The following is a 23,708-nucleotide window of genomic DNA, read 5'->3' as shown; positions in this document are numbered from 1 at the left end:
CAAATGCATGATGACCAAAAATCTAAATATCAGATGTCTTTGGATGAAATCTTTTTTCTGTGTTCTGAATTCCTTCGTGGCATCCCTTGATCGAGGATGGACCGGATTCTTTTGCTAACACCATCGCCGAAATGAAAATCCAGACGGATCCGCTGATTCTCATCATTAAGAGCATCGCCTAACTCTGAAAATAACGAGTTGAACAATATAGTAAAGTGCTCATCCGCAAATGTGAATTTTGATTTTGCAATTGTTACGTCGTTTATGATAATCATAAACGTTCGCTTGCCAACCTGAAACTGCTCAAATCTAAGCAGAATGCGTATTAATATAGTTTCGGCAAGACGTTTCCATCGTGGATTTTTGTTAATTTCCAGCCACATAAACTCATCGCCATCGTCATCGATAGACAATAGTATGTGTTCCGCCTCAATATTTAATTCTTCATAAACAATATGGCCAAATGCCTTTTTCATATATGTATCTATTGCATCAAAAATTGATTTTGGAAAAATAGATGGATTATTGCAAAGGTGAGATATTTTTGAGCCAACCAAACGCAACAGAAATTTTTTTCTAATACCAATAGATTCCGTCTTTTTTTCAACACTAGAGCGGATGTTTTTTGCACAATCTTCACAGTTTCGCTCAATAACAGATAGCAATTGAATCGACACTTGCGATAACTTTTGTTTCTGTGTATCACTTAAAAAATCAGCCAGATGCTGCGTGAGCTTAACAAAATTATTTTTTGTCAACTCAGCATGTTTAGAAATTGGTGTTCGAAACTTATTCATGGAGAGTGGCATCCAGTGATCATTACACGATTGCGTCCGCCATCTTTTGCTTGATATAAAGCAACGTCTGCTCGACGCATTATCTCACTTATAGTGTCATTAACTGGAAGTGCTACGGTTGCTCCGAAGCTAGACGTTATCTGAAGTCTCAGGCCGTCTTGAATTTCTATCAATGCATTTTCAATTTTCTGCCTTAGAAGTTCTGCAACCACTATTGCGTTTTCTAAAGTCGTCTCAGGCAGAATGATGGCAAATTCCTCTCCACCAATCCGACCGAATGAGTCGTTTTTACGCAATGCAGATTTGATAGTTCTGCAAAATTCGATTAAAACGGCATCGCCAGCGTTGTGTCCGTATTGGTCGTTCACGTGTTTGAAATGATCAATATCAACCATCAGCAATGATAGTGGTCTATTGTATCTTTCAGCCCTATGCAGTTCTTCATCTAGCTTATCGATAAGCGAACGACGGTTGTTAATGCCTGTCAATGAGTCTGTATTGGCGAGTTTCTCTAATTCTGACGAATGTTTTAAGATAGTTTCTTCCATAATGCGACGCTTATGGATGTCAGTATGCGTGCCAATGATTCTTAGTTTAGAGTTTATTGAATCATATGAGGCAAATCCTCTGGCTAAAAACCATTTATAGCGTCCATCCGATGTCCGCAGACGATGCTCGCAATGAAGCTTCGTCTCATTTCCATTGAGTAATTTAGTGATTTGATCGCTCAACATCTGAATATCGCCTGGATGGACTCGGTCCATCCACTCATGAATCATGCATTCATTCGGCTTTTCCATTTCATTCAGCATACCCCACCAGCCTTTAGTGAAAGCAACCGAATCTGTTCCTGGAAACCAATCCCACACCCCATCACCAACAGCTTCAAGTGCAAGCCTTAATCGTTCTTCACTTTTTTCCAAATAACGCGATGACTTAAGAAGTTCATGTTGTTGAACGGCGGAATTTAAAGCCATAAACAAAAGTTGTTGATCTGCTGGCTTCTCAAGAAATCTAAAAATGAAGCCATTGTTCACGGCATCTTTAACAACTCGCATATCTGCAAAGCCAGTTAGCATAATTGCCACCGTCATGGGCGATAATTCAAGAATCTTTTTGATAGTGGTAAATCCATCGATGTCTGGCATTCTGTAATCTGAGATAACGACCGCAATTTCATTTCCTTGATTTGTGGCATCATTTATAAGCTGAATTCCGCGTAGCCCCGATGTTGATGTTATAACTTCATATTTATGCTGTAGTAGCCTACCAAGGCTTCTAAGCACATTGATGTCATCGTCAATTATGGCAACTTTGTGCACAACGCATGTCATAATTTAATACCGCCATTTTCATAAAAATGATATCCACGGTGGCGGAGTTCATCTTTTAGTATAGAGCAATTGTTTTTATGGTTAAGGATGCATGAGCAAGTATCGTCAACGAGTATTTGAAGCAAATACTCATCGCTCTTTCGGTGAAAATCCATTTGGCAGCGGAACTGCTTCTCCCGCATTCGTCGAGACAGTAAATTTTTCAACCGCTCAATGATTTTCATTTGCATCTCTTGCGTAGCGATGGTGCATTAGATTTTCAACCTATAAAATCAAATTTCTAAAATTAGGTTTAGTCCTAAATGGGATCAGGAGATTCTACGCATACTAGGCATGAGGACAAATTACTTAGTAAATTCAAACGCCTAAAAACGATCCCATCCTTGACGGATTTTGTAACATATTGTGATTATGGCTGAATACGGTCGAGGGGCACCCCGTAGACCTGTCCCAAGCAATTTTTGGTCATGGTATGGCTGTCTTTTCAAAATATAAGGCTGTGCTTGAGGTTGACGGCAGCCCCATGTCCGTTCTTACGGCGATGACGCTTCCAAAGTACCGGGCACCAGACGGGACGCGGATGACTGCCGTTACGCTGCCGGACGAACTCAAAGGCCCCATGGGCGACGTGGTGATGGCTGCGGCCATCGAAGCTGGAATTTTGGTGGAGAAGCAGCAATGAGTTACGGTCGTCTTTCGATCATCGTGGCAACGGTGACCCTGTTGATGACTGCTCATGCCGGGATGGCCGCTGACCGTCAGATCGATGTCTGCTTCACCCCTGGAATGGACTGCACTGGGAAGGTCGTAGAGGCCATCGGAACCGCTCGACGCACCATCCTGATCCAAGCCTATTCGTTCACCTCACCAGCCATCGCACAGGCTTTGGTGCAGGCCAAGAAACGCGGCGTCGATGTTCGTGCCGTATTGGACAAAAGCCAGCGGACGGAGAAATACAGCGGTGCTGATTTTCTGGCCAACGGCGGGGTCCGGTTCAGATCGACGCGGCCCATGCCATCGCCCACAACAAGGTGATGGTGCTGGACGGCGGCACGGTCATCACCGGATCGTTTAACTTCACCAAGGCCGCCCAGGAACGGAATGCCGAAAACCTGCTGGTGATCCACGATCCCGAATTGGCGGCCCAGTACGAGGCGAACTGGAAGAAGCACGCAGGGCATTCGGAAGTGTATGGCGGTCGGGGGCGTTGATTATTAACTGTATGGAACGGCAGAAATAATCCAAAGAGAGTGGCTGTCGAGGTATGGCTGATCTAAATGCGGAGAAAATTTGAAGCCGTGCTTCTGCAGTCCATTTCTCCTAATCATTTTTTTGAAATTTCCCCCGCGACTATTCGATCCATCGGTGACAATTATTCCCCCTGCGGGATTGAATCTGCTTAGAATTAAGGGGAGAAATGAGTCGCCAAGCACAAATACACCGCTCCCCCCTTCTCCATTGCTATCTCGTCGATAGAACAAAGCATAAATTTCGGGAAGTGTTTCTACGATTTCACGCACATCACCGGCAATAAAGCTGGCTTTTGGATACTGATCGCCGGTTGGAATCTTGCGGGTGGCACCCTTGATATCACAGAAAATGACTTCATCCACGCTCCCGTTGAGGATCGCCAATGGCGTTTCAAAGTCAGTGCCGGAGCAGGGGTAAAAGGCGACCCTACGCCGCATTTGCAACGCCATCTTCCGCCACTTCTGCTGGTATATGAGCCGTGTCGAGAAACCCAAACCATCCCTTCAAAAAACGCAGAAAATCATCGGGCGATGACATAATAAACGAGAAATCAGTTATGTTCCTATCGTCATCCATGTTCGTACACACGAAGACAATTGCATCAATCGGGTTCTTGTAGGTGAAAATATTGCCATGAGCTAAGGCATTTCTTACTACCCTGATTACGCCGCCAACTGTTTTTTCTTTCGATAATGGCTTTGGCTTCGCCAACTCGCTCCATGAATCTGGATTTCCTTCGATGGAGGTAAGCATTCCCCCACGCCAGCTATTAGAATCAACGCCAAGCAGCGATTCTAGGAATTTGCTCGAAAGCAGTAGGTCAAGATTTTTTGCCGATTCCGCATATGTTGCAGCATCTCTAGTCGGATGAGCTTTCCGTACTGAAAGCCGTTCCAGCGGAACAACAAATCCTGAAGATGCCACCATTAATGCCAGCGTTACCTCGCGTTGCTTTAATCTGGCTGGCTTTTCAGCCAGCTTTAGCAAATCAAGGCATCGAGCCGGAAAATCCCTTACGTAGTTTTCGTAGGCAGTCATCTGCTTTCAGGTCTCGCATCAAATTTTCTGGGAATGCCCCCTAATATCTCGCCGCCAATATCCCCATGCCTTGTCGAGATCGGGGGGGGGCATGGCGTCCAATTATGCTGATACCCGGCCAAGAATCAAAGTCAGTCAGTTTCGATTACGCTCAACCCAGCCAGGGTCTTCAGGGTATTTTTCCAATAATTTCTGCATCCGCATGATCGCAAATGCGGCAACGTCGTCACAATGCTGGATTCTGGCCCCATCGTGCTTGATGTACCTAAGGTCACGAAATGCGACTTCAGCAAAGGTTTGAATGTCACGCGATTGTGACATTGCTATTCCGTGGGGGATAAAGCCGACCGATGGTGAGAACAACAAGTCATGATCATTCAGCCACTTCATAGATAGCTCTGCATATTGCCTAATTTTAGTCTCTTGGTCTGAGCAGTACTTCCATCTACCATGCAAGTTCAGGCCATTCACGTCCTTGCCCAAAACAGATTCTTTTTCCCGGTGCCAATAGCCTGGGGCGTTGATCTCGTCATATGTGAGTGGTGGCGGTAAGGGCTGCGTGCCGATGGAGTAATAATTCGGCAGGTTGGGATCGCGTGGGTACGCCGAGGGCGGAGCAGCCTTAACCACACCGGCAACACCTTTGTCCGTCGTGTAGAAGACGCCTTCCTGGGCATTCGCGGTGATGACCGAAGTGATTAGTAAGCAGACTGATAGCAGGATGCTTCGCGAACGCATAATGCCCTCCAAGCAATCTGATATATGGGCTTGTTGCAATATAACCGCATAAATACATAATATCAATATATGCGGGGTAAGCTATGCGATTAAATGACTTTACGATTTCTCCACAAGATGCCGTTTCTGTTGCTCCGGGACGATTGCCGCCGATTTACGATGAAAATAAAATCAGATTTGAAATTATGGCAGTTTTAGACATTTTGAAGTGTGCATTAAAAGATGCTCAACGCCTGATCGACTTGATCGACCTTGAACCGACATCGCGTTTATGACCGTCAACCGCAGCAACCATTCGGCCTTCAGCACGAAGAAGTCGGTCTGCGAATTTTACGATGAGCCTGTTTGGCATCGCTCCGGGCCTAAGTTCCATGATCAGTTCCATGGCTTCATCTGCCGTCATGTGCAGGCAGGCCAGTACGAACGCTGCTGCGGTTGACCTACTGACCCCGGCCCAGCAATGGCACAAAACCCTGCCACCGCTGGGTATCTCTCGACCAAATGCGATGATGGCAATTGCATGGTCAATGCTCGGGAATTCAGACCGGTCCTGGGCCGACAACATCATTCCGACTGATCCGGTTGTGGCGTGCAGGTCAAAAAATCGCAGGCTCAGAACCTTTATCGATTCGGGGAAGATCAGGGGATCGTCGCGGTCCTCATTAGGGTCGAGAATCGAGAGAACGTGCGACGGGCGAAACGATTCCAACTCGTCACCAAGCTCGTCCAGGCCGCAGATCAACATCGTGAATGGCAATTTTTTCTTGGTCATGATGTTCCCCCTGTTCATGGCCGTGAACAATATCAGGTTTGAACCTGTCGGCCAATTTGGGCGATCAAAATAAGTGCCCCCCCCCCCCAAATGAAGGCATCTGCTACTTGGATAAATACACCTGCAACAGCAGGAGTCGTTCATGCGAAAATTAGAAGAGATATATAAAGAGTTTCATTCGTTGGGCATTGTAACTTCTGGTCGCGATTTTGGTGAATGGTTAAACAGAAGCCAGAGCTACCTGAGCAGTTCAAAATCCAGAAATAGACGAATATCAACCGAAGCACTTTTGGCATTGGTTTCGAATGTGACTGAGGTAATTGATTCAACGAACGAAGCATCAGTTCTTTGTTCCGATGAAATTCAGATCAAGGAACTGCAAGAAGGTGTCAAGGCACTCAAGATTCTTGAGAATGAAGCATGGACCGAAATCTGGCGTCGGGTGAGGTGATGCGTAATGTGGCAGGAAGCACCTCCTCCTGCCACACCACATTCATGATCACGTAGCTTCCGGCGTGGTACTGATCGCTGGAACCGCCTTGGCCCGACGCCAGACCCATCGCATCTTCGACCCCATTCGCATGACGATTCCCCCCGGCTTGGTGGTCAGGGTCTTGATGAGGGTGAATTCTCCATTGACGTCCATCGCCATCAAATCCACCTCGATCCGACCTGGGCTGGGGATCGACATAACCAAATAGGGCACGCAAGCAGTATCGTCCTGACCAAGCAAGGTCCAATTTCCACAGCGACCCTTTGGCTTGGTGATAACTGGGCTGAAATAGGTTCTGGCATTCAGGCTGATAGCTTTTGTGTATATTCTATATATATCCACAAATGATGCCTTTGATTTGTAGGTTCCATCGATCAGCTTGCTGAGGTCATCGTAGCTGCTGAATTTGACGGTGTACTCAATGCCATCAATTTCAATAAGTCCGCTGAACTGATACCGTGAACTGAATGCCAGTGATTTGTGTCCTTTTTTCGGGATATCTCTTGGTTCTTCCCGAAATACGCAAAAATAGTCGAGTTCAAACATGGTTATGATGTGTCCTTTGTCTCTGGTTCTCTCCTGAGTTAGTCTATATTGTTGACTAAAAAGTTAGACTTAGTCTATGTTGGTATCCAATATAGACTAAGTCGCACTTTAGCTAATCACGGATTAGCCATATCCAACACCGACAACTCACTCCTTTCGTCTGTCCAAGACCAAGACGCCTGCGGCGTCATGACAAAATGAACAACTCATTTCCTTCGTTGGTTCCAAAACCAAGACGCCTTCGGCGTCATCATGGATTTCAACTCATGGGTTTCAGGTCCAACACAGACAACTCGTTCCCTTCGTTCGTCACAACACCACCCTGCCCCCGGCAGGGGATCAGATCGACTACACCTATGGCGGCTCATGCCGTTTCATATGGAGTAGCCGAAGGCGTTTCATGGCCTCGACGAAGACATTTTCGAATGGGCTAACATGAATCGGCAATTTGTTTGTTATTTGCCGATGGCAAGTAGTCCAATGAATATCCAGCTTATATCCATCATGATGTATGGCTGATTAATCCAGGCATTTACTTAACGTTGATTGTTGTCATCTCAATGTGACGTCAAATGCGTTCACATGTCATGCCTATCGATTTCCAGCGAAGTCCAGAATTGATTCGACGATGCCGCAACGCATCGCTGTGTGTCTATATGTGTGATTTAATTAATTAGCATCATGTGGCCGTGCGGCCATGTCGTGAAATATATTTATGTGGCTATCTTGGCCTTTATTAATTACGGCCTTATCATGCTTTCGAGGTTAACGCATGGAGGCTATTATGTTGCAGCTTAAGTTCAGTAACGAAAAGAAGGTGCTTGTTTCCGAAGCACGCAAGAAGTCCCCTCGACAGATTGCTTTGGACGGTATCTTTCACCAGATCGAACTGCTGAAGAACCCCAGCTACACGGTGGAACGGGTCCGTTACCGCAAGGGAACTGAAGACGGCAACACCCGCCAGAGCATCAGTCGTCCGCCCCAGGCTTGGTTCTGGCGGTCGGCCACTGGCGACAACCTGCTGCTGGAAATCAGGTATGGTCGCACCGTGGTGGAACTCCAGGGACAGGGGATGGCCAACACCATCATTGCCGGTAAGACTCCGGCGGATGCCATCAAGGTGTTGGAACAAATCGCCACCGCCGTGAGGGCCGGGGAACTCGATGATCCTCTGGAAGCGGCCAAGATCAAGGCGAAGCACCGTCGCGGCAAGGTCGAGTAGCTGGTCATCATCTGATCGCATTTCGGGGCAGGTTGATCACCAACCTGCCCCGAATGATTCTAGTTAAGAGACGCAGCCATGATCTGGTGCTTCATAGCGGCGATACCATCGAACGGTGTTTTCTGATTTGTCGCATATTTTGATCGACGGAATGAGTTCGAGCAGCTTATCGCAAAATATAGCCTGCCATCCTCGTGGGTATACGTTTCTATCCTTGTGGTTTTTCCTAAATTCAGTGGCATAGTCTATCGCCTGAAACAGCTTGTCATATGGCAATGCCGTTACCAGTTCTGCATTTTTGTTCATCGATTGGTGGAATTTCATTTTTATATATACGAGGTCGTCACTAATCGCGTCGGCGACAATGAAGTTTAGTTTTGCCTTTCTATATGTATCCGTCTTTCGAGTTTGCTTTATCCCGTAGGCAGCCCCAACGCCAATAGAGATAATTTTACCATTTGTTATATGTGAAATTTCACCGCCCAAATTATCACGAACGAAGCTCAATGCGTGTCGCAGCGTGACCGATCTAACAACAATAACAACCTTCATTTTTAATCCTTTCGCAAAAGCCGTTTTTCGGCTATCTGCGATAGGATCGACTATGCGGTTAAAGATTGGCAATAAACAAATGCATCATATAAAAGCGATGTAATCATATAAAAATCTATGTAGCCAGCAAATGATGCGGCGATCAAATCAAGTTGACCAGTCGCCGCTGCGAATCCGAATCGGACTCGATGTAACGGGCCGTCATCGCCAAACTGCGATGGCCCGCGAGTTGTTGGACATCACGCAATGAACCACCGGCCTGCCCAACCTTCCGAGCCGCGTTGGTGACGAACGTCCGTCGTCCACTATGCGATGAGCATCCTAGAAATCCGAGGCGATCATAAAGGCGGGAGAACCACGCGACGACGGTGTTCGCCGTCATCCCCACACCGCGTTCGGAAAAGATTACGGGATGGTCTGGACTGCGAATTCCACTGCCATGGAGTTCGACCAGGGCAGCACGCAGTTCACGGTTCAAAGGAATCGACCGGCCGGACAAACGCTTGGTGGCTTTGTCCTCCAGGTGGATGACATCCCCGACCTCACCGGTAGCGGTCAGTACCATCGACCATACTCGCCATAAAGTTAAAGCAGAAGATAACTTTAAAACGAGTATAGCAGGATAGAATAAATCGGCCAAGGCCATGGCATTGAAAAATATGATGTAATTAGCAACTCGTTATGAAATACCTATTTTATGATGAGTTCGTATTCTGTCGATTTTCCGATCTTGTTTTATTGCCCTGGAGCGAAACCACGGATGCTGGAATGCACATAATCGACGTGACCGATCAATCAGGCGATCTGGATCATCTGGTTATCGTCGCGATGCCATGAACAACTGAATCGACGACCCAATGGGGTCATGCCTACTGCGTCGGCCAATTCGTTCGAGAAGATCAGCAGTTCGGCTCCGACCTTGCCGGTTCCATAGGTCCAGGAAGCAGCGACCATGGCGAAACCCTCATAGAGCCGCCGCACAGATTCGGTGTCATTATAGGACAGCAGCCATGACCCTGACCGATTGCGAAGCACCTCCGCCAGGAGCGAATGGTCGAAATGCCGATGGGTATCTCCCCGAAGGCCATAGAGGTTAGATTTCGCCGCCGTCAGTAGGTATGGCGGATCGGCGTATACGAAGGTGTCGGGGTGCCGCGACAGGCTGGTTGCGAAGTCGGCCTGCTGGATGTTGATATTGGGGATCGTGGTTCTTTCCAGCTTGTCGATGGATGACAGGGTGAACCGATTGTCGGTGCCAGAATATCCACCGCTGAAGGTTAGGCCGCTGAACGACGACCGATTGAGTGCGAAGTAGGCCCCGGCCTGCGTCAATAGGTCCGGGATATCGAAGTAGAGTTGCTGGAGCCGATAGAATGCATCCCGGTTCATCGGGTGGAATTGCCGGGCAGCATTGGCAACGGCACCAGCATCAATACCAATCTGCTGCCAGCAGTTCACCAGTGGTTCAAACAGATCGTAGCCATGCACCTGGATGCCGCGTTGACTCAGGTCCAGTTCGACGGCACCGCCCCCGAGAAAGGGGGAGATCACTTCATCCACATATTCTGGAATGAATGAAATAACTGTCTGCTTGCCTCTCTCTTTGCCACCTGGATATCGAAAAATTGCCATCAAATGTCACCATCAAACTGGTATTTATCAGTTTGATGGCGTGATTCTGTTTTTAAACCGCCTGAATACCACGCATTAAAAAGCCCCGGCGAATTTCTAAGCCGGGGCTAATTTGTGAATTGGCTAATTACTTCTTTTTGCGGCCGATGCCCTTTTTTTCGGCGGCTACTTTATCAAGCTCGGAACGCTCGTTGATCAGGGCAACCAGTTTTTCATCACCGCTGTTCGCAGCGTCGATCAACCCCTGGTAAAGAGCCTTCAGGTCAGCAAGGTTCGCCGCTTCAAACCATTCGGTGTTATTGATGATCAGCGGTGAGCGAAGAATTTTGAACCGGTAGCCTTCACCGGACTTCACAAACCAAGCGGTGCGGCTATTGATCTCACCGCCGTCAATGGCGGTCTGGACCGCATCTTGCTGCTCACGCACCTTCTTTATGAACCGCGTAACGGGGGTGCTTTTTGAAGCGGTAGGGACGCGGGTCGGTGCAGGTGCTGCTTTCAGCTTGTCCAAGAACGACATGTATTTCTCTCCATCATGTGACTGGCATGGTTCGCAAGTTCGACAATTGCTCAACAAGATCGCTCCCTGGCTGATCGGTTGGCAACGCGGCATGCATAAAAACATCCCCCATGTTGATGTCTGATTATTGCAAAAATGTCAACCGCATTTGTGGCTGAATATGGCTCATGATTTCAAATCTAATGACTATCTTGCGTATGTCATATTTCAAATAATTATTTTCATGCCACACGCCAACACATCCAGCCGCACATCGCCGCCAAGTATTGATGCTAATGTTCAGCGATGTAATTATCAGATGCAACAGCCAAGCATCTCAGATTAATACGCCAGCACATCTCACGGAATAGCAAAAATATAATGTGTTTGTGCGATGGATTTCTTGATCGCATTGGCTTGGCGTCGCTTAATTGTGGCTGCGTAAAAACAATATCTACACCAGTCAATTTTACATTATTTTATGTTGACCGCATAATGTGGCATGGCTATATCGTGAAGTGAGATGGCGAGGTTATGTAGCACCATGTTAGACACCGCAAAACTAAACAAGATGATTGCCGTAATGGTTGGGTCCATCCATGCGGATGCCGATAATGCATATCGTGCAATCGTCAAGATGGTTAGCGATAACAATGTTCCGCCATCTTACTTGCATCTCCACGTTTATGGCGATGAAGATGACTACGTGGCGTCTGTTTTGAGTGCCAAAGACCGTGAGATCGAAGATCATCTGGGAGACCTTGAGGCGGCCCTGGATGAAATCGAAAATCTTAGGGCTGAAAATCGCAAGATCGCGGCATTACAGGCCGAGGTTGACCGCCTTAATGATGAGAATGAACGTCTCAAAGCCCAGATCGCCGATACCCAGTCCGGCCCCCATGATTTTCAGGAACTGGAGGCATATCGAAAGGAAGATGGCGAACCACTGGCGGCGGTCAAACGCGAAATGCGGAGGATCATCCCTATTCGATACGGCTGGAAGACCGTCTTCTGGCACTTGCTTTCCGCCAACGGGCTGAAACGGGCCAAAGGCTCTGTCTACGCATGGTTATCAGGTCGGTCGAGGATGCCTCCTGACGTGTTGGACATCATCCGATCTGAGGCGGATCGTCTGGCGGCGGCTGGTGTCGAACGGTTTGAAAATGAGTGGCGAGCAATGCAGCGGGGCTATCTCTACGGCTACAATTACTGATTGGAATTTCTGAGATTGCTCGAGATTATATAGTCGCGATTGACCCCATCTGGTCTGCAATCGGAGGTGCCGTCATGGACATCGACCTGCAAATTGAACGAATCAATCGGTTCCGTAAGTTGATGATTCGCAACGATTCTGCCAATGAATCGCTGAATGATGCTGTGCCTTATATATTTCCTGAGAACATTGAGGTTGAAAGCGGCTGTAATATTGAGGCGTTTGAAGGTAGCAGTTTTATATTTTCAGTGTCGAATGCGATTTATCTGATTTACTTAAAGGAGGCGTTTGCGGTCGTAGTCGCTTTCGGATTGTTTGATGTGTTTGCCCCGGATGAATTTAAGACGGTCGATGATATGGTGGGTGGGAAGAGTTCTGAATTATTTTTTAACTTTCATCCACTGTATATGGCTGATGTGGATGTCGATAATTTTCGAATTAATGTGAAATCAACAGATGCAAAATATTTTAAAGGTGATCCCGCCGCCGACGTTACGTATGTATTAAGCTTGTTGAGCTACATCAAACAGCCAGCAATACATGCAACAAATGTTGATATTGCTGAATCAATTCAGAAATCACGAAAAAAACATGGAAAGCGTCCATTGCCTCCCTACCGGGTGATTCGGCCCGGTCAGACGATCATTCATCAACGGCCTGACGAGAGCACAGACACTACCGGCACCCCAAAATCACCACATTGGAGACGCGGTACGGTCTACACTCGCAAAGACGGTAGGGTGATCCATCGTAGGGGCTGTGCTGTGCATGGCGGAACAGATGATACTCGTCCAGTAGTCGTTCTTCCGCCTAATCCAGTTGAATGGTCTGATCCATGAGGTGCAGTCAGTCGATGGCGTTGAATTGGCGACTGAGGTGACCAAATCTGTCATCCCTGCTTGCCAGCATACCCTGGTGACGAACAGCATGCCCCCCCCAGTATCCGATAGACGATGCTATTCACCGGGCGGCAGTTGCCCGCTATGGCGATCCAGATCGCCATTGAACAGACACATGGTGAATAAGGGATGTGAACGTGGACCCTATCAAGGACTATGTGCCAAACCTTCACGATGACATAATTTTGAATCTCTCACTGCGAGACTGAAAACATGACTCTTCCCTTTGAGGCTTCTCGTTCTTACGTCTACAACGCAGCAAGGTACGAGTTGCTGCCACGTGTGGCGGAAATCGCCAAAGGCTTCGGCGACGAACCTTTCTTGCTGCGTGAGATTTCGAAGAAGTTGCTTGCTGAGACCTACCTGCCCGAGCAGTTAGAAATTAAGGTCAAGAAGGCGAAAAGTGATGCGACGGAGAAGATGAGCACCATCTTCATGTTCTACATCCCGTTTCTTGCTGAAAATCTCAAGGTCTTTGAAAACGTAGGTGGCGGGATGTTCAAGAACATCTCGCTTGAAGAGGAAATGGCGGAAGCCGACGCGGCAGCAATCGATATCGAATCGGACGATGCGGGAATTATCTACGCCTATTCGTTTCCCACCATCGTCAAGAAAGACGGAAACCGTTTTCCCATCAAAGTAGGCTTGACCACTACAGGCGAGGCGGACGCCCGTGTGTTGCAGCAATGCAAAACGACATGTTGCTTTGAGTATCCCGTCATCCTTGGGGTTTGGGAAGTTCAACGGGTCGCGGCGATGGAAGATGCGATCCATTCCACTTTGGAAGCTCGTGGATCGAAGCGTCAATCACCGGGCACGGAATGGTTCGACACGACGCTTGAAGAGGTCGAGAGCGTCATCAAGTTCGTTCAGCCATCGGCACACGCGATCCCCCGTTCGTCATAAAAGCGAAGTTAATCATCCATTTGTGCCAGAGATGCCAGTTTGATCCCGACCCCATTTGCACCTTCCAACAAACTTGATTTCTTATTTTTTAGGTAGTGTTTAAGGGTGGTATCTACAGTGCTGTGTCCGACGTTCTGCGACACCACTGGCAATGGAACCCCGCTATCAATGGCAACGTTGATGTACAGCGACCTTAGGTTGTGCGGCTTGAGCGAGGGGAAACCGCATAAATTGCCGATAGCCGTAACTGGGCGGTTGGCATCACTGGAGTGGCCTCGGCCACGGGTGGCAGGAAATACCCATTCACTGCTGATTCGCCGCATGGTTTTGCGGGCTTCCGCTGCTCGATCCAAGACGGATAGTGCATGGTCAGACAGGTAGATTGTGCGTGGCATGAGTGATGTTTCAGAGGTCTTATGGTTAATTTTTGTAATGGTTCTCTTCTCAAGGTCTATTTCATCAAACCGAAGGGATAAAATTTCTCCCTTTCTGGCACCAGTGCTCAATATAAGTTCGATCATTGCAACATTTATTGGGTTGAAATCACGGTGATTATACGCTTCCCGGATCGCGTTGAGTAGGTCGGTTAGCTCGGCATCCTCCATCGCCATAGCATAACCTGCCGTCTTCTTGAGGCTGATGGTCAGCCCACCTTCACGAACCACCGCAGCGGCAGGGTTTACAGTTTCGGCGGGGATGGCTCCCCGTCCACGGGCAAAATTGTAAGCTGAACGAGTATGAAGAATGAGGTTGTATGCTGTTCCGGGGGCATCTTTGAAATTTGCTTCAAGCCAGCGAATGAAATAAGGTTTAGTTAGGTCAAAATACCTCATTGATCCAAGTTTGCTGTAGACGTGATTTTCGCAATGGGCGGTTACATTTTTGCGGGTTTGTGGCTTCATTTTTCCCATTTTAATGTAAAATTCAAAGACATCTTTTACTGTGCTGCACCTAATCGCTTCTTCTTCTTTCTCAACTGCATGATTTCCGCCATTTTGAACTACACCAGCATACTTGATGGCATCGCCACGTGCTTTGGTGAATTCCATAATCGGGAATGTTCCAAGGGTTATTCGTTTATCCGTGCGGCTTCCTTTTAACTTGGATTGATAGAGCCAGGATTTCCGACCCGAGGGCAAGACAAGCAAGCCAAAGCCAGGGATATCCAAATCCCAGTAATATTCACGCTTTTCAGTTGGTTTGACTGACTCGGCGAAAGCCTGGGATAGTTGCGATTTCATGGCTTACCCTCGATTTCATGTGTAAGCCACGCAATATCAATGTGGTATAGCTTACATGGGGCTGTGTAAGCCATATCTTAGGTCAAATGCCAAGTTATGACAAGTTGTGTAAGCCTGGGGTAAGTTAAGTCACGATATGTTCCGGTTATGTTCCGGTAGTGTCCGGTATACAGATTGGGGTTGTTTATCGAATGTTGTTTATTTTTGAACGATGAACCGCAAGATATAGTGGCGTGCGTGATTTCTTTACTTTATGGATGAAGTTGTAGCGGGCCACGTGGTAGCTGGGATCGAAGCCGTAGAAGTTCAGCTTCATGTGCTCCAGTTCCTCGGCTCGGTATTGCTCGAGCGGCTTTTGGGCTTCGTCGGCGGCGCGGGTCAGGCGCTTGGCGGCCAGGCGCTCGTCCAGGCCCGGATCGGCGGCCAGGGCTTCGGCCATTTCCTCCACCAGCCGGCGGAATTCGGCGATGGTGCGTCCGAAGCGGCAGTCGATCAGCCCCAGGCGCTCGGCTTCGGCCGTGCCCATGGGCAGGCGGGCCTCGACCACTTGGGCGGCGTTTCCGGCGCCGCAGCGCCGGGGCAGCAGATAGGTCCAGTATTCCGAGCCGTAGAGGTTTCCCATGCCCTTGTAATGGGGGTTCAGCACCACCGCTTCGCGGGCCGCCACCAGATCGGCGGCCAGCGCCAGGAACACGCCGCCCGCGCCGGCATTGCCCTGCAGGGCGGCCATGGTGAAATGGCTGGGGCAGGTGATGATCTCGCGGCAGAGATCGTTCATGGCGTTGATGTTGTCCCAGGATTCCCCGGCGGGACTTTGCGCGCTTTCGATGGTGCACAGATGGATGCCGTTGGACCAGAAATCGGGGCCGCCCATCAGCACGATCACCTTTGTCGGGCGCTCCGTCGCCTTAATGAAGGCATCGCGGAGACGGCGGCACTGATCGGTGCTCATGGCGCCGTTGACGAAGGGGAAGTGCAGGTATCCCACCCCGTGGCGCTCGTCGTACCAGATGTCGTGATAGCCGGGCTCTTCCGGCAGGTGGTCCAGGGGTCCCAGCACGTCCAGCGCCGGCAGCTTAAGCGCATGCTCTTGCCTGGCCCGCAGATGGCCGATCCACACCGCGCCGTCGGTGGTGGCCCGCGCCACCGCTGATCCTGAGCGGGCGACCAGTTCGCCCGGCTTACCCGATAGGCCGGATGCGGCATGGGCGTCATACAGGTAGACCGACCGGTCGAGGATGGAATCCAGCAGGCCCGGCGTGCCGTCGGCGGAGCGGATCTTGGCGACCACGGTGGCGGTGTCGTCCCGGCTCCAGTCGATGGCGCGATCGGCCTGCTTGACCGCCGGCTTGAAGGGGGCCAGGGCCGGGCGACCGACCGGTCCGTCGGCGAGGCGGGCGAGCGCGTCGAGCACCGCCTCCACCGCTCCATCGGCCACTTCGTTGCGATACAGACTGGACTTGGTGGCATGACGCAGCGCGAAGGTGCGGCTGGCCCAGACCGGGCCTTCGTCCATGCCGGCCTCGGCCTGCAGCACGGTGACGCCCCATTCCTGGCGGCCTTCCAGGATGGCCCAGTCCAGCGCCGCCGGTCCCCGGTCGCCGGGCGGGCCGGGATGGACCACCAGGCACAGGTGGTTCTTCCACACGGCTTCGGGAATGGCGCGCTTGAGGAAGGGGGCGACGATCACGTCGGGCCGGGCCATCTCCACCGCCTGGATTGTGACGGCGTCGTTGACGTCGAATTCACAGGTGACGTCATGCCCCAGTTCCGACAGTTCCACCCACAGGCGCTGGGTCAGCGAGTTGAAGGAATGGGCGAGGAGCAGAACACGCATCAACAGATCCTCGGCAACTGCTCGCCGGCCAGCCAATCCACCACCCGGTTGCCGCCCATGCGGGTCTTCATCTGGACGAAGTGGTGGGAGTCTTCCCGGCATGCCCCGATACGGGCCGCGTCGATCCCTAAGGGATGGGCGCGCATGATGTCGAGCAGGCGGGCCGCGTCGGATTCGGCGCAGATGCAGATCAGCTTGCCCTCGTTGGCGACGTAAAGGGGGTCGAGGCCCAGAAGCTCGCAGGCGCCCAGCACCTGGGGCTTGACCGGCACCAGGGCCTCCTCGATCAGCATGCCCACACCCGACTGGCTGGCGATCTCGTTCAAGGTGGCGGCCAGACCGCCCCGCGTGGGGTCGCGCAGCACCCGGATACCCGGCACGGCGGCGACCATCTCGGCGACCATTGTATGCAATGCCGCCGAGTCCGAGAGGATCTCGGTCTCGAAGCCTAAGGATTCCCGCTGGCTCATCACCGCCACGCCGTGGTCGCCCATGGTGCCCGATACCAGGATGGCATCGCCGGGACGGGCCAGGTCACCGGAAATCTCCACCCCCGCCGGCACGATGCCGATGCCCGCCGTGGTGATGAAGATGCCGTCGCCCTTGCCCTTTTCCACCACCTTGGTGTCGCCGGTGACCACCGGTACGCCCGCGTCCTTGCTGGCCTTGGCCATGGATTGGACGATGCGCTTCAGGTCGGCCAGCGGAAAGCCCTCCTCGATGATGAAGCCCGCCGACAGGGAGAGGGGCCTGGCGCCGGCCATGGCCACGTCGTTGACGGTGCCGTGGACGGCGAGCGAGCCGATATCGCCGCCGGGAAAGAACAGCGGGCTGATGACATAGCCGTCGGTGGTCATCACCATCCTGCCGCCGGGCACGTCGAAGGCGGCCTGATCGTTGCGCTGGTTCAGCGCCTCGTTGTCGAAGGCGGCGACGAACAGCTCCTCGACCAGTTGGGCCATGGCGCGGCCGCCGCCGCCATGGGTGAGGTCGACGCGGCCGGAGGCGATATCCAGCGGGCGGGGATGGGCGCGGCGGGGCAGGGTCATTCAATGCTGTCCGGGAAGGGGAGCGCCCGTGGCGCGGGAATAGAGGATATCGGGACAAATGTCGGCGCCGTTGGGCCAGCAGATGGTCCCCAATTCAGGATTGATCCGCACCTTGGCGAATTCAGCGGGGTCCTTCAGGGGGGCGAAGACGCCTTTGAAGGAGAGCAAAGTCGAGCAATCGACCTCCCCTTCGGCTCCGTCCTGAAAACGGAGACGGAGCTTGAAACCGTCAATCGAGGTGACCTGGACGACATCCCTGTGCATGGCTACTCCAGAGGCGCGATCTTGTTGAGCGGCATGTCCTGGCGGGCCAGAGCCCAATCCTGTTCCAGCTCGCTCTTATGGGCCGTCGCCCATTCTATCACGAGGCCCATGGCCTTGGGCGGCAGGTTACCCTGGATGCAGGCAAGATCATTGATGCGGATCACCGCCTCGCGCTCGCCGTAACGGACATGGAAATGGGGCGGTGCGTGGTCGTCGTAATACATGGCGATGATCATGCCCAGGAAGCGGCTGATTTCAGGCATCGCTCGTCTCCAGGTCGCGGAAGCGGCCGTAGGTCCAATGGGCGGCGCAGGCGCCCTCGGCCGAGACCATGCACGACCCCATGGGGTTCTCGGGCGTGCACACGGTGCCGAACAGCTTGCAGTCGGTGGGCTTCTTCACGCCCCTCAGGATGGCGCCGCATTCGCAGGCCTTGTTGTCGCCGGGGTTGTCCTGGGGCACATCCCAGCGGCGCTCAGCGTCCCAGGCGGCATAGGGCTCTTTCAGGCGCAGCGCCGAATAGGGCACCTGGCCCAATCCCCGCCATTCGAAGACGCGGCGCAGCTCGAACATGTCGGCCACCAGGGACTTGGCCTTCTCGTTGCCGTCCCGGGTCACGGCGCGGGCGAACTCGTTTTCCACCTCGAAGCGGCCGTCGTTGATCTGGCGCACCAGCATGCGCACCGCCTGCATGACGTCCAGGGGCTCGAAACCGGCGATCACCACCGGGCGCTGGTATTCCTCGGCGAAGTATTCGTAGGGGCGCGAGCCGATGATGGTGGACACATGGGCCGGGCCGATGAAGGCGTCCAGCTTGACCGTGCCCAGTTCCCGCACCTCGGGGCTGTCGAGAATCTGGGTGATGGCGGACGGCGTCAGTACGTGGTTGCAGAACACGCTGAAATTCTTCAAGTCCAGGGCCTGGGCCTGTTTGAGGGCCACGGCGGTGGGCGGCGTGGTGGTCTCGAAGCCGATGGCGAAGAACACCACCTGGCGGTCGGGATTGGCGCTCGCCAGCTTGATGGCGTCCAGCGTCGAATAGACCATGCGCACGTCGGCGCCCTCGGCCTTGGCCTTCAACAGCGACAGGCGCTTCGACCCCGGCACCCGCAGCATGTCGCCATAGGTGACGAGCGTCACGCCCGGCTGACGCGCCAGCCAGATGGCGGCGTCGATGCGCCCGACGGGCAGGACGCAGACCGGGCAGCCCGGCCCGTGGATCATGCGCACATTGGCGGGCAGCAGGTCCTCCAGGCCGTAGCGGCTGATGGCGTGGGTGTGGCCGCCGCAGAACTCCATGATGTGGTAGGTGGAGGCTGGATCGGCCTCGGCCTTGATGGCCTTGGCGATGCTTTGCGCCACCTCGCCGTCGCGGAACTCGTCGATGTATTTCACGCCGGCAATTCCTCGCCCATCTCGCGGAACAGTTCCAGGGTGCGGGCCGCCTCCTCGGGATCGATCACCGACAGCGCGTAGCCCACATGGACGATGACGTAATCGCCCGGCTTCACGTCGGAGACCAGGGCCAGCGAGATGATCTTGGAGACACCGCCCAGTTCCACCCGGGCATTGTCGTCGGGCAGGATCTCGGTGACCAGGGAGGGCAGGGCAAGGCACATGATACGGTTTTCCTCGTTTTGTCATCCCGAGCTTGCCGAGGGATCTCCGTCTGGACGGACTGTGCCGATACTGATGCATCAGGCCAAGCCGAGATCCTTCACTTCGTTCAGGATGACATCAACAACAATCAACTCAGCGCGGCGATCCAGGCCTGCCCCAGGGACAGGCCGGCGTCGCCGGGCGATACCTTGGCGGCCAGAAGGGGCTTCAGGCCCGCATCCGTCAACTTATCCACCAATCCGCCGGTCAGCACGCGATTGAGGAAGCAACCGCCCCCCAAGGCGACATAAGGCGTTCCGGCGGCCTCGGCCACGTCGCAGATCCACAGCCCCATGGCCTCGACCAGGGTGCCGTGGAACAGGTTGGCACCCCGGACCGGGTCGGTGCAATGGGCGAGGCAGGCCAGCAGCGGCAGCAGGTCCAGCACCCCGTCCTGAAGGATCCAGCCGGTGGGCAGCACTTCCGGCCTGGTCACCAGGGCTTCCAAGGCCATGGGGGCCTGGCCTTCGAACTCGGCGATGGGGTGGATGCCCAACAGGCCGCAGGCGGCGTCGAACAGCCGCCCGGCCGACGAGGTTTCCGGGCTGTTGAGGCGCCTGTCCAGCATCTGGCCCAGCATGGCGCTCGCGGGGATATTGCGGAAGCGCTCGGCGATTTCCGCACCTTGCCCCAGGCGATGCAGCGCCGCCGCCGCCATGCGCCAGGGCTCGCGCGCCGCCCGGTCGCCGCCCGGCTGGGGCAACAGGGCAAGGTGGCCCAGGCGGCGGTAATGGGCGCCCTCGGCCAGCAGCAATTCGCCGCCCCACGACTGGTTGCCGGGCCCTAAGCCGAAGCCGTCGAAGGACACGCCGATCACCGGCCCCTCGATGCCGTGCTCGGCGGCTATCGCCGCGGCGTGGGCGTGGTGGTGCTGTACCGCCACCGCCGGCAGGTCCAGGGATTGGGCGTAGCGGGTGGAATGGAAATCGGGGTGTAGATCATGGGCGACGCGCACCGGGGTCACACCGGATTCCGCCACCAGCGCTTCGACCGTCTCCTCGAAGGCGGCGATGGCTTCCGGCGTGCCGAGATCGCCGTGATTGGCCGAGATCAGCGCTTCCGAACCCCGGGTCAGGCAGACCGAGTTCTTGAGGAACGCGCCCACCGCCAGCACCGGCGGCACTTCACGCGGCAGGGGGACGATCTGGGCGATGGCCGACGAACTCACTTGCCCTCCAGACTCGCCTTGGCGGCGGCCAGCTTGGCTTCCAGGCGGCGGATGCGTTCGGTGACCATGCGCTTCCTGCCTTCGTTGATCCAGGCCAGCCATTCGTCGAAGCCCTCGCCGGTCCGCGCCGAAAGCTGCAGGACGACAATGTCGGGATTGACCCGGCGGGCAAAGCCGATGCAGCGCTCCACGTCGAAATCGGTGTGGGGCAGCAGATCGGTCTTGTTGAGGATCATCATGGCAGCCGCGTGGAACATGTCGGGGTACTTCAAGGGCTTGTCCTCGCCCTCGGTCACCGACAGGATGGCCACCTTGTAGGCCTCACCCAGATCGAAGGCGGCGGGGCAGACCAGATTGCCCACATTCTCGATGAACAGCACCGAATCATCGGCGACGTTCAGCTTGGCGATGGCGCTTTCCACCATGTGGGCGTCGAGATGGCAGCCCTTGCCGGTGTTGACCTGGATGGCGGGAATGCCGGTGGCGCGGATGCGGTCGGCGTCGAAGCTGGTCTGCTGGTCGCCCTCGATCACCGCCAGGGGGTAGCGGGACTTCAGCGCCTCGGCGGTGCGGCACAGCAGCGTGGTCTTGCCCGAGCCGGGGCTGGAAACGAGGTTCAGCGCGAAGACGCCGTGCTCGGCCAGCCAGACGCGGTTGCGCCCCGCGAAATCGTCGTTGTGGGACAGGATGTCCTTTTCGATCTGGACGATGCGCTTCTGGCTGAGGCCCGGCACGTGCACCCCGGCGATTCCCCGGCCGTAGTGGATATCCTTGTCGGAATCGTGGTCGTGGTGGTGATGATGGTCGTGGCCATGGGGGTGGTCATGGCTGTGATCGTGGCTGTGGCCATGATGGTGGTCATGGTCATGGTCATGGGAATGGGTGTGGCCGTCCACCTTGGCGTCTCCGCAGCCGCAAACCGTGCACATCACTCCACCTCCATTTCCTTGATCCGCATCTCCTCGCCCGAGGTCACCGCCAGCTTGGCGCCGCCGCAATCGGGGCAGAGGTCCACCCGCGAGGTGACGTGGACCGATTTCGAGCAATCCATGCACCAGGCGGTGCCGGGGACGCGGATGATCTCCAGCTTGGTCTCGGCGGTCAGCGGATTGCCCCGCGCCACCGCGTCGAAGCAGAATTCCATGCTTTCCGGCACCACGGTGGACAATTCGCCGATCTCCAGCCACACCGTCTTGACCCGGGTGAAGCCGTGGCTTGCCGCCTGATCCTCCAGGATGCGCACCACGCCCTCGGTCAGACTCATCTCATGCATGGGGCCTGACCTCGACGCGGAAGGGAACGCAAGGGTCCAGGCTGGCGGCCAGCAGGGCGGCCCGTCCCGCCAGATCGGGGCCGGACGCGCCGGCCAATCCCCGGGCCAGGGGACCGTCGGGGTGGAAGTTCCACTCGGTGGGAGCTGCAATCCGGTACGCGCTCAACAACCCCTCCCGCAATTCCACCCGGTGGGCCAGAAGGCCGCGTGCCGCCTCGACCATTCCCAATCCGGCGCCGTCCGTACGCTCCATGGGCAGGCCGCCGGAATGACCGCTTAAATCCTGCACCAAATCTTCCACTTCCCGCAACGCCGACGCCATCTCCATCATCCGGGCGGAGAAGCGGGGCATCAGGCCGGTGCCGTACTGGCCCATCAGCAGCGCCATCAGGGGGCGGCCGGACTGGCGGGCCAAAGGCCCGGTCTCGAACACGGCACCCTTGCAGTCCGGACGGGCGCGGTAGGAGCCGCCATCGTCGGCCTTGAGCCTGTCGTCCAGATCAGGTGGCCCGCCTGGGGGCATCAGGCAGGGGGGGACGGCGCCGAAGCCTTCGAGATTGTCGTCCTCGATGCGGCTGATCAGGCGGTCGGCCACGTCATCGGCTCGGGCCACGGCCTCGCCCAGGCCGCCCAGGACATCGCCCAGGGCGCTCTGATCGGGGGCCAGCCGGCCGCCGCCCGGCACGGTCCAGTCACCGGCGGGATAGAGCGCCTTGCGCGCCGCCATGATCAGCGGGCGCAGCGGCTTGAGGCCGTCGAGGTCTTGCGCCTCGCCGATCAGGGCGGGCCAGTCGCGCAAGGCGCAAGCGGCGTGCTCGGCCACCACCTCCACCAGACACAGGACACGCCGCGCCGTCCGCTGGGCATCCGGGACCGTGATGCCGGCGGCGTTCTCCACCGCCTCCAGGCCGGCGAGGCCTTGGGCGGTGCCGCACAGGGAATAGAGGGTGGGCAGCAGGGCCAGGACCTGGGCCGGCGGGCGGCCGTTCAGCATGTCGGACGCCTTGACCAGGCGGCTGGAGACGATCTCCACCCGCCCGACGCGGTCCCCCTCCAGATGGAGCGTGATGGCGAGGCTGGACTCCACCGGCAGCATCAGGCCTGCCCGGTGGCCAGAACCTCGGTGAGATAGGCCAGCGCCTCGGCGGCCGTCTCGGGATCGACCTTTTCCGCCGCAAAGCTGCCGCCGGGGCCGAGCAGGACGTAGTCGCCCACCGCCACCTCTTCGTCCAGCAGCATCAGGCTGGTGGTGCGCAGCGCCCCGAAGGCCTCGACCGTGGCGATTCCGTTGTCGATGGCGGTGATGCGCGAAGGCACGGCCATGC

At 54.5% G+C, this 23,708-nt stretch carries 30 protein-coding genes; 7 read left to right on the top strand and 23 right to left on the bottom strand.

Annotated features, from left to right (window positions below; genetic code table 11):
• Nucleotides 1–29: 29 nt before the first annotated feature.
• A complete protein-coding gene (locus WV31_RS21895; RefSeq protein WP_145980944.1) occupies nucleotides 30–797 on the bottom strand; it encodes a hypothetical protein in 768 nt (255 codons plus the stop codon).
• The gene (locus WV31_RS21210; RefSeq protein WP_168186021.1) at nucleotides 794–2,119 is read right to left on the bottom strand and encodes a GGDEF domain-containing response regulator; all 1,326 of its coding nucleotides are present in this window, start codon (nucleotides 2,117–2,119) and stop codon (nucleotides 794–796) included. Before WV31_RS21210 ends, WV31_RS21895 begins: the two co-directional genes overlap by 4 nt.
• A 690-nt stretch (nucleotides 2,120–2,809) precedes the next feature.
• Between WV31_RS21210 and WV31_RS22620 the strand changes: the two genes are divergently transcribed.
• The gene (locus WV31_RS22620) at nucleotides 2,810–3,166 is read left to right on the top strand and encodes a phospholipase D-like domain-containing protein (protein ID WP_250638215.1); all 357 of its coding nucleotides are present in this window, start codon (nucleotides 2,810–2,812) and stop codon (nucleotides 3,164–3,166) included.
• The gene (locus WV31_RS22615) at nucleotides 3,166–3,342 is read left to right on the top strand and encodes a phospholipase D-like domain-containing protein (protein ID WP_250638214.1); all 177 of its coding nucleotides are present in this window, start codon (nucleotides 3,166–3,168) and stop codon (nucleotides 3,340–3,342) included. Before WV31_RS22620 ends, WV31_RS22615 begins: the two co-directional genes overlap by 1 nt.
• Nucleotides 3,343–3,345: 3 nt before the next feature.
• On the opposite strand, the gene WV31_RS21890 is transcribed toward WV31_RS22615, so the two are convergent.
• The 4 genes from WV31_RS21890 to WV31_RS21190 form a co-directional block, all read right to left on the bottom strand.
• Complete coding sequence (locus WV31_RS21890) at nucleotides 3,346–3,831, bottom strand: hypothetical protein (RefSeq protein WP_145980943.1); 486 nt, start codon at nucleotides 3,829–3,831, stop codon at nucleotides 3,346–3,348.
• Nucleotides 3,809–4,420 carry a hypothetical protein gene (locus WV31_RS21885; protein WP_145980942.1) on the bottom strand — a complete coding sequence of 204 codons (612 nt, stop codon included), beginning with the start codon at nucleotides 4,418–4,420 and terminating at the stop codon, nucleotides 3,809–3,811. The genes WV31_RS21890 and WV31_RS21885 overlap by 23 nt, the downstream gene beginning before the upstream one ends.
• 135 nt (nucleotides 4,421–4,555) lie before the next feature.
• Complete coding sequence (locus WV31_RS21195; protein ID WP_085375381.1) at nucleotides 4,556–5,158, bottom strand: hypothetical protein; 603 nt, start codon at nucleotides 5,156–5,158, stop codon at nucleotides 4,556–4,558.
• Between the two features lie 226 nt (nucleotides 5,159–5,384).
• Nucleotides 5,385–5,930 (bottom strand): tyrosine phosphatase family protein, encoded by a 546-nt coding sequence (locus WV31_RS21190; protein ID WP_085375746.1) that lies wholly within the window; start codon nucleotides 5,928–5,930, stop codon nucleotides 5,385–5,387.
• 142 nt (nucleotides 5,931–6,072) lie between these two features.
• Between WV31_RS21190 and WV31_RS21880 the strand changes: the two genes are divergently transcribed.
• The gene (locus tag WV31_RS21880; protein WP_145980941.1) at nucleotides 6,073–6,381 is read left to right on the top strand and encodes a DUF6626 family protein; all 309 of its coding nucleotides are present in this window, start codon (nucleotides 6,073–6,075) and stop codon (nucleotides 6,379–6,381) included.
• A gap of 48 nt (nucleotides 6,382–6,429) precedes the next feature.
• Here the strand turns inward: WV31_RS21880 and WV31_RS21875 are convergent, their stop codons facing one another.
• Entirely contained in the window at nucleotides 6,430–6,969 is a 540-nt protein-coding gene (locus WV31_RS21875) for a hypothetical protein (protein ID WP_145980940.1), read from the bottom strand.
• 784 nt (nucleotides 6,970–7,753) lie between these two features.
• On the opposite strand from WV31_RS21875, the gene WV31_RS21180 reads away from it, so the two are divergent.
• The gene (locus tag WV31_RS21180; protein WP_237051413.1) at nucleotides 7,754–8,191 is read left to right on the top strand and encodes a hypothetical protein; all 438 of its coding nucleotides are present in this window, start codon (nucleotides 7,754–7,756) and stop codon (nucleotides 8,189–8,191) included.
• A 63-nt stretch (nucleotides 8,192–8,254) separates the two neighbouring features.
• Here the strand turns inward: WV31_RS21180 and WV31_RS21870 are convergent, their stop codons facing one another.
• From WV31_RS21870 to WV31_RS21165, 4 genes are all read right to left on the bottom strand, one after another.
• Nucleotides 8,255–8,743 carry a hypothetical protein gene (locus tag WV31_RS21870; protein WP_145980939.1) on the bottom strand — a complete coding sequence of 163 codons (489 nt, stop codon included), beginning with the start codon at nucleotides 8,741–8,743 and terminating at the stop codon, nucleotides 8,255–8,257.
• A gap of 142 nt (nucleotides 8,744–8,885) precedes the next feature.
• Entirely contained in the window at nucleotides 8,886–9,308 is a 423-nt protein-coding gene (locus WV31_RS21175; RefSeq protein WP_237051412.1) for a tyrosine-type recombinase/integrase, read from the bottom strand.
• A gap of 230 nt (nucleotides 9,309–9,538) precedes the next feature.
• Complete coding sequence (locus tag WV31_RS21170; RefSeq protein ID WP_085375378.1) at nucleotides 9,539–10,375, bottom strand: DNA adenine methylase; 837 nt, start codon at nucleotides 10,373–10,375, stop codon at nucleotides 9,539–9,541.
• A gap of 127 nt (nucleotides 10,376–10,502) precedes the next feature.
• The gene (locus WV31_RS21165) at nucleotides 10,503–10,895 is read right to left on the bottom strand and encodes a hypothetical protein (RefSeq protein WP_085375377.1); all 393 of its coding nucleotides are present in this window, start codon (nucleotides 10,893–10,895) and stop codon (nucleotides 10,503–10,505) included.
• 523 nt (nucleotides 10,896–11,418) lie between these two features.
• Between WV31_RS21165 and WV31_RS21160 the strand changes: the two genes are divergently transcribed.
• The 3 genes from WV31_RS21160 (at nucleotide 11,419) to WV31_RS21155 (ending at nucleotide 13,892) form a co-directional block, all read left to right on the top strand.
• The gene (locus WV31_RS21160) at nucleotides 11,419–12,087 is read left to right on the top strand and encodes a hypothetical protein (RefSeq protein ID WP_145980938.1); all 669 of its coding nucleotides are present in this window, start codon (nucleotides 11,419–11,421) and stop codon (nucleotides 12,085–12,087) included.
• 74 nt (nucleotides 12,088–12,161) lie between these two features.
• Nucleotides 12,162–12,926, top strand: a complete 765-nt coding sequence (locus tag WV31_RS21865) for a hypothetical protein (protein ID WP_145980937.1) — start codon at nucleotides 12,162–12,164, stop codon at nucleotides 12,924–12,926.
• Between the two features lie 273 nt (nucleotides 12,927–13,199).
• Entirely contained in the window at nucleotides 13,200–13,892 is a 693-nt protein-coding gene (locus WV31_RS21155) for a GIY-YIG nuclease family protein (RefSeq protein ID WP_085375375.1), read from the top strand.
• Between the two features lie 8 nt (nucleotides 13,893–13,900).
• Here the strand turns inward: WV31_RS21155 and WV31_RS21150 are convergent, their stop codons facing one another.
• The 12 genes from WV31_RS21150 to WV31_RS21095 all read right to left on the bottom strand — a co-directional run bounded on the left by WV31_RS21150 (nucleotide 13,901) and on the right by WV31_RS21095 (nucleotide 23,706).
• On the bottom strand, nucleotides 13,901–15,133 hold the full coding sequence (locus WV31_RS21150) for a tyrosine-type recombinase/integrase (protein ID WP_085375374.1): 1,233 nt from the start codon (nucleotides 15,131–15,133) through the stop codon (nucleotides 13,901–13,903).
• Nucleotides 15,134–15,317: 184 nt separating this feature from the next.
• Complete coding sequence (locus WV31_RS21145; protein WP_085375373.1) at nucleotides 15,318–16,970, bottom strand: hydrogenase maturation protein; 1,653 nt, start codon at nucleotides 16,968–16,970, stop codon at nucleotides 15,318–15,320.
• Entirely contained in the window at nucleotides 16,970–18,019 is a 1,050-nt protein-coding gene (gene hypE / locus WV31_RS21140) for a hydrogenase expression/formation protein HypE (RefSeq protein WP_085375372.1), read from the bottom strand. The genes WV31_RS21145 and hypE overlap by 1 nt, the downstream gene beginning before the upstream one ends.
• Nucleotides 18,020–18,283, bottom strand: coding sequence for a DUF2442 domain-containing protein (locus WV31_RS21135; RefSeq protein WP_085375371.1), 264 nt, complete (start codon nucleotides 18,281–18,283; stop codon nucleotides 18,020–18,022).
• A gap of 2 nt (nucleotides 18,284–18,285) precedes the next feature.
• A complete protein-coding gene (locus tag WV31_RS21130; protein ID WP_085375370.1) occupies nucleotides 18,286–18,546 on the bottom strand; it encodes a DUF4160 domain-containing protein in 261 nt (86 codons plus the stop codon).
• On the bottom strand, nucleotides 18,539–19,678 hold the full coding sequence (gene hypD, locus WV31_RS21125) for a hydrogenase formation protein HypD (protein WP_085375369.1): 1,140 nt from the start codon (nucleotides 19,676–19,678) through the stop codon (nucleotides 18,539–18,541). The genes WV31_RS21130 and hypD overlap by 8 nt, the downstream gene beginning before the upstream one ends.
• Nucleotides 19,675–19,902, bottom strand: coding sequence for a HypC/HybG/HupF family hydrogenase formation chaperone (locus tag WV31_RS21120; RefSeq protein ID WP_085375368.1), 228 nt, complete (start codon nucleotides 19,900–19,902; stop codon nucleotides 19,675–19,677). The genes hypD and WV31_RS21120 overlap by 4 nt, the downstream gene beginning before the upstream one ends.
• A 128-nt stretch (nucleotides 19,903–20,030) precedes the next feature.
• On the bottom strand, nucleotides 20,031–21,110 hold the full coding sequence (locus WV31_RS21115; protein ID WP_085375367.1) for a Kae1-like domain-containing protein: 1,080 nt from the start codon (nucleotides 21,108–21,110) through the stop codon (nucleotides 20,031–20,033).
• A complete protein-coding gene (gene hypB, locus WV31_RS21110) occupies nucleotides 21,107–22,039 on the bottom strand; it encodes a hydrogenase nickel incorporation protein HypB (RefSeq protein WP_085375366.1) in 933 nt (310 codons plus the stop codon). The genes WV31_RS21115 and hypB overlap by 4 nt, the downstream gene beginning before the upstream one ends.
• Nucleotides 22,039–22,383, bottom strand: a complete 345-nt coding sequence (hypA, locus tag WV31_RS21105; RefSeq protein ID WP_085375365.1) for a hydrogenase maturation nickel metallochaperone HypA — start codon at nucleotides 22,381–22,383, stop codon at nucleotides 22,039–22,041. The genes hypB and hypA overlap by 1 nt, the downstream gene beginning before the upstream one ends.
• A complete protein-coding gene (locus tag WV31_RS21100; RefSeq protein ID WP_085375364.1) occupies nucleotides 22,376–23,479 on the bottom strand; it encodes a nickel-dependent hydrogenase large subunit in 1,104 nt (367 codons plus the stop codon). Before WV31_RS21100 ends, hypA begins: the two co-directional genes overlap by 8 nt.
• Nucleotides 23,479–23,706, bottom strand: a complete 228-nt coding sequence (locus WV31_RS21095; protein ID WP_237051411.1) for a HypC/HybG/HupF family hydrogenase formation chaperone — start codon at nucleotides 23,704–23,706, stop codon at nucleotides 23,479–23,481. The genes WV31_RS21100 and WV31_RS21095 overlap by 1 nt, the downstream gene beginning before the upstream one ends.
• Between the last annotated feature and the right edge of the window lie 2 nt (nucleotides 23,707–23,708).

This window comes from Magnetospirillum sp. ME-1, assembly GCF_002105535.1.
In the GTDB taxonomy this organism is placed as follows: domain Bacteria; phylum Pseudomonadota; class Alphaproteobacteria; order Rhodospirillales; family Magnetospirillaceae; genus Phaeospirillum.
The sequence above is the reverse complement of the archived record's forward strand: the minus strand, read 5'-3'. Positions and strand labels throughout refer to the sequence as shown.